We start from the raw sequence: 4,158 nt of genomic DNA, 5'->3' as shown, positions 1-4,158 counted from the left end.
GCGCATCGGCGACGCGGCGCCCGGCGATGACGCGGTCGGGAACGATCTCGGCGAGCGGCACCAGCACGAAAGCGCGTTCGAACAGGCGCGGATGCGGCAGCGTCAGTTCCGGCTTGTTCAGTGTGACGTCGTCATAGGCGATCAGGTCGAGATCGAGGGTGCGCGGCCCCCAGCGCTGCTCATTGGCGCGGTCGCGGCCGAATTTGGCTTCGATCTTGTGCAGCGTGAACAGCAGCGCGTGCGGATCGAGACTGGTCTCGATCTCGATGCAGGCGTTGATGAAGCTGTCCTGCTGCTGCTCGCCCCAGGGCGGCGTCGAATAATCCGACGAGCGCGCGATAAGCGCGGCCTGGGTCATGCCGCAGATATTGGCGATCGCCTTGCGAAACGTCGTGCGGACGTCGCCGACATTGCCGCCGAGGGCGATCAGGACGTCAGCCATCTGCGTTCAACCCTGGGGCGGTTGATGGCGCGAGCGGGTCAGCACCACGCCGACATCGTCGAAGATCGCGGCGATCGGCGCGTGCGGCTTGTGCACCGTGACCTTGACCGCCCGGATCCGCGGGAAGCTCGCCAGGATGTCCTCGGCCACCGCGCCGGCGGCGCGCTCCAGCAGCTTGTAGTTGGTGTTCTTGAATGCCGATGTGGCGGTCGCCACCACGTTGGAATAGGAGACCGTATCGGAGAGGCGGTCGGTGCGCGAGGATTCCGAGAGGTCGGTATAGAGCTCGAGATCGATGACGAAACGCTGCCCGACTTCGGTCTCATGTTCCATCACGCCATGACGGGCATGGATGACGATCCCGGTGATGAAGATCGTATCGGTCATTGCTGTCCCTCGATTGTTGCGGCCACGCGCAGCGCCTGAACGGTTTCGGCGACGTCATGCGCGCGGATGATGCGGGCGCCATTCTGCGCGGCGATCAGATGCGCCGCGATCGAGCCGCCGATCCGCTGTTGCGGCTCCGACGGCACGACCGTGCTGATGAAGCGCTTGCGCGAGGCGCCGACCAGCAGCGGCAGTCGGAACGCGTCGAGCTCGGAGAGCCGCGCCAGCGCGGTCATGCTCTGCTCCGGGGTCTTGCCGAAGCCGATGCCGGGATCGAGCACGATCCGGTCGGGCGAAATGCCGACGCTCGCGGCGATCGCGAGCGAGCGGGTGAAGAACGCGGCGATGTCCTGCATGATGTCGATCGCCGGATCGGCCTGCTCGCGATTGTGCATGATGATCACGGGCACGCCGCGTGCGGCGACGAGCGGCGCCATGCCGGCATCGCGCTGCAGGCCCCAGACGTCATTGGCGATCGCCGCGCCGTGGTCGAGCGCCCAGGCCACGACCTCCGATTTCATGCTGTCGATCGAGACCGGCACGCCAAGCGCGATCACGTCGGCCAGCACCGGCTTCAGCCGCGCCATCTCGGCCTCGGCGGTGACCGGCTGCGAGCCGTAGGGACGGGTGGATTCCGCGCCGATGTCGATGATATCGGCGCCTTCGGCGACCAGCTTGCGGGCCTGCGCCAGCGCCTCTTCGGGTGCGGCGAACTGGCCGCCGTCGGAGAACGAGTCCGGCGTCACGTTCAGGATGCCCATCACGGCCGGATAAGGCCGCGACAACAGCGCCGGCAGCACCGCCGATACGGCCGGGCCGGTCACCGTCGATGCTATCGGCTTGCTCGCCATCATGCGGTGGCTTTGCGCTGACCGCAGCGGCAAGTCAAGGTGTGGCGATGACGTGTGACGCGGCCGGCGGCCGAATGCCGTTAAGACAGGCTAATAGGTGATCTTGGGAGGCAGCTTGCGTGCCTCTTCGATCAGCAGCTCGACCGACTTCTCCGACGGCATCACGCGGACGAGCTTACGACGCACATTGGCGTCCTTCATGCTCTGCGCGAGCCGCGACGGGTTGCGGTGCGCGAGCTCGCGCACGGTGGTGACGCCGGCGGCGCGGACCAGGCCGACCTTCGCCTTGCCCATGCCGGGAATCCGCATGTAGTCGGAGATGTTGGCCCATTCGAGCAATTGTTGTTCGCTGATCCCGGTCTTGGTGGCGAGCGCCTTGCGTCCCTTGACGGTGCGGGCGGCTTCAAGCAGTGCGTCGGTCGTGCGGATACCCTGCGATTTCAGTTTGGTGGCGCAATAGGCGGACAGGCCTTCGATCTCGGAGAGGGGGTATGTCATGATACTCGTATGCAGGTAGAAGGGAGCGCACGTGCAATGGCGTTTGGGAGAATGCTTCAGGCAAACTGGCTGAGGCCCGGCGTCCCCGAGATGATCTCGCCCATTTGATCCGCTCCGATTTTGTCGCGGCCGAACCTGAAAAGTTCACGCGCGACGTTCTGAATCTCACTCATGCTCAATCCAAGCGCCATCAGCCGGGTGCCGACAGCCATCAGACCGCCACCCATCAACCGCGATAGACCACCGCTGTTGTTGGAGGCGGCGATTGCCGCTTCGGCGCCGGGGATTTGGTCGATCAGAGCCTGAACTTTGTCGGAAGGTCCCTCGTTACGGAGGAAACCCAGAACGATGCCGATGGTTTTTTCAGCGACAGCACCGTCGATGCCGGCCTTCGCGGCCAGCTGCCCAACCAATTCGTCCATATTGCCCCGCCTCAACCGGTTTTTGCCGGATCATTCTTGAAGATTTATCTTGAGCGCCTGTGTCACGAAATACAAGCGATCCGCGCATTTCAGTTCGTTTTCTTTTTCAATCGCGTCGGGAGTGTTGCACCTCTGCAAGAGTGAGCGGCGGATTCACACCATCTTGTCGCAATGCGCAATGCCTTTCGTCACTTGGCCGGGAATAAAGTATGAGGAACTGGTGCAGCGACAATATACATCAGTGCGCGCCGATGGTTTCAATCGACCTGCAAGATGCAATATGATGTCATCGGTTCGAATGGATCGAGCCGATTTAAAATCGCGTTAAGAGGCGAAGCGATGGCGACGTCCGACAACAAGTTGGCCGACACCGATGAGAAAATCTTTATCGGCAAGGGCGAGGAAACGGCCTGGCTGACGCTTGCGCTGGCCAACCGCCACGGCCTTGTGACCGGTGCGACCGGAACCGGCAAGACCGTCACGCTACAGGTCATGGCTGAAGGATTTGCGCGCGCCGGCGTTCCGGTTTTCGCAGCCGACATCAAGGGCGATCTTTCCGGTATCTCCGAAGTCGGCGAGGCCAAGGACTTTATCCTGAAGCGTGCCAAGGAGATGGGTCTGACCTTTCAGCCGGATCAGTTCTCGACCGTATTCTGGGACGTGTTCGGCGAGCAGGGCCATCCGGTGCGCGCCACCGTCACCGAGATGGGACCGCTGCTGCTCTCGCGGATGCTCGATCTGAACGACGTGCAGGAAGGCGTGCTCAATGTTGCCTTCCGCGTCGCCGACGAGAACGGTCTCACGCTGATCGACATGAAGGACCTGCGGGCGCTGCTGGATGCGATCGCCCCGGACGGCAGCAAGAAGGCCGCCGACGACGAGGAGGATCCGCTGGCGCCGATCCGTAAGGCCGCGCAAGGCTACGGCAATGTGTCCAAGGCGACCGTCGGAACGATCCAGCGTCAGCTCCTGGTGCTCGAGAATCAGGGCGGCGCCAAGTTCTTCGGCGAGCCGGCGCTGACGCTGAAGGATTTCATGCGCACCGACCGCGACGGCCGCGGCATGGTCAATATCCTGGTCGCCGACAAGCTGATGCAGAGCCCGCGGCTTTACGCCACCTTCCTGCTCTGGATGCTTTCGGAATTGTTCGAGGAATTGCCGGAGGCCGGCGACCTGCCGAAGCCGAAGCTGGTGTTCTTCTTCGACGAGGCGCATCTCTTGTTCACCGACGCGCCGAAGGCGCTGATGGACAAGATCGAGCAGGTGGTGCGGCTGATCCGCTCCAAGGGCGTCGGCGTCTATTTCGTCACGCAGAATCCGATCGACGTGCCGGACAAGGTGCTGGCGCAGCTCGGCAACCGCGTGCAGCACGCGCTGCGCGCCTTCACGCCGCGCGACCAGAAGGCGGTTGCCGCGGCCGCACAGACCTTCCGGCCCAATCCGAAGCTCGACACCGCGCGGGTGATCATGGAGCTCGGCAAGGGCGAGGCGCTGGTGTCGTTCCTCGAGGGCGGCGGCACGCCGTCGATGGTCGAGCGCGTCATGGTGCGCCCGCCGT

Annotated in this window: 6 protein-coding genes; 1 reads left to right on the top strand and 5 read right to left on the bottom strand. The window is 63.7% G+C overall.

The window, feature by feature from the left end:
- The 5 genes from folK to AKL29_RS33355 form a co-directional block, all read right to left on the bottom strand.
- Positions 1–442, bottom strand: a 442-nt coding sequence (gene folK / locus AKL29_RS33375) for a 2-amino-4-hydroxy-6-hydroxymethyldihydropteridine diphosphokinase (protein WP_152977871.1), incomplete at its 3' end; no start/stop codon positions are given.
- A gap of 6 nt (positions 443–448) precedes the next feature.
- Positions 449–829: a dihydroneopterin aldolase gene (gene folB / locus AKL29_RS33370; protein WP_016842351.1), complete on the bottom strand. Its 381-nt coding sequence runs from the start codon at positions 827–829 to the stop codon at positions 449–451.
- Positions 826–1,683: a dihydropteroate synthase gene (gene folP, locus AKL29_RS33365; RefSeq protein WP_050387176.1), complete on the bottom strand. Its 858-nt coding sequence runs from the start codon at positions 1,681–1,683 to the stop codon at positions 826–828. The genes folB and folP overlap by 4 nt, the downstream gene beginning before the upstream one ends.
- A gap of 87 nt (positions 1,684–1,770) precedes the next feature.
- Positions 1,771–2,178, bottom strand: coding sequence for a DUF4332 domain-containing protein (locus AKL29_RS33360; RefSeq protein ID WP_028331645.1), 408 nt, complete (start codon positions 2,176–2,178; stop codon positions 1,771–1,773).
- A 56-nt stretch (positions 2,179–2,234) separates the two neighbouring features.
- Positions 2,235–2,600, bottom strand: coding sequence for a hypothetical protein (locus AKL29_RS33355; RefSeq protein WP_016841849.1), 366 nt, complete (start codon positions 2,598–2,600; stop codon positions 2,235–2,237).
- A gap of 339 nt (positions 2,601–2,939) precedes the next feature.
- On the opposite strand from AKL29_RS33355, the gene AKL29_RS41315 reads away from it, so the two are divergent.
- Positions 2,940–4,158, top strand: a 1,219-nt coding sequence (locus AKL29_RS41315) for a helicase HerA-like domain-containing protein (RefSeq protein ID WP_244482561.1), incomplete at its 3' end; no start/stop codon positions are given.

The sequence above is a fragment of the Bradyrhizobium pachyrhizi genome (genome assembly GCF_001189245.1).
GTDB classification, from domain to species: Bacteria; Pseudomonadota; Alphaproteobacteria; order Rhizobiales; family Xanthobacteraceae; genus Bradyrhizobium; species Bradyrhizobium pachyrhizi.
Note: the sequence above shows the minus strand (reverse complement) of the source record. Positions and strands in the feature narration are given on the sequence as shown.

What these genes read in the sequence shown, in the direction of transcription:
- AKL29_RS33360 (WP_028331645.1), bottom strand. Translation starts at nt 2,178, where the DNA reads ATGACATACCCCCTCTCCGAGATCGAAGGCCTGTCCGCCTATTGCGCC.
- AKL29_RS33355 (WP_016841849.1), bottom strand. Translation starts at nt 2,600, where the DNA reads ATGGACGAATTGGTTGGGCAGCTGGCCGCGAAGGCCGGCATCGACGGT.
- folP (WP_050387176.1), bottom strand. Translation starts at nt 1,683, where the DNA reads ATGATGGCGAGCAAGCCGATAGCATCGACGGTGACCGGCCCGGCCGTA.
- folB (WP_016842351.1), bottom strand. Translation starts at nt 829, where the DNA reads ATGACCGATACGATCTTCATCACCGGGATCGTCATCCATGCCCGTCAT.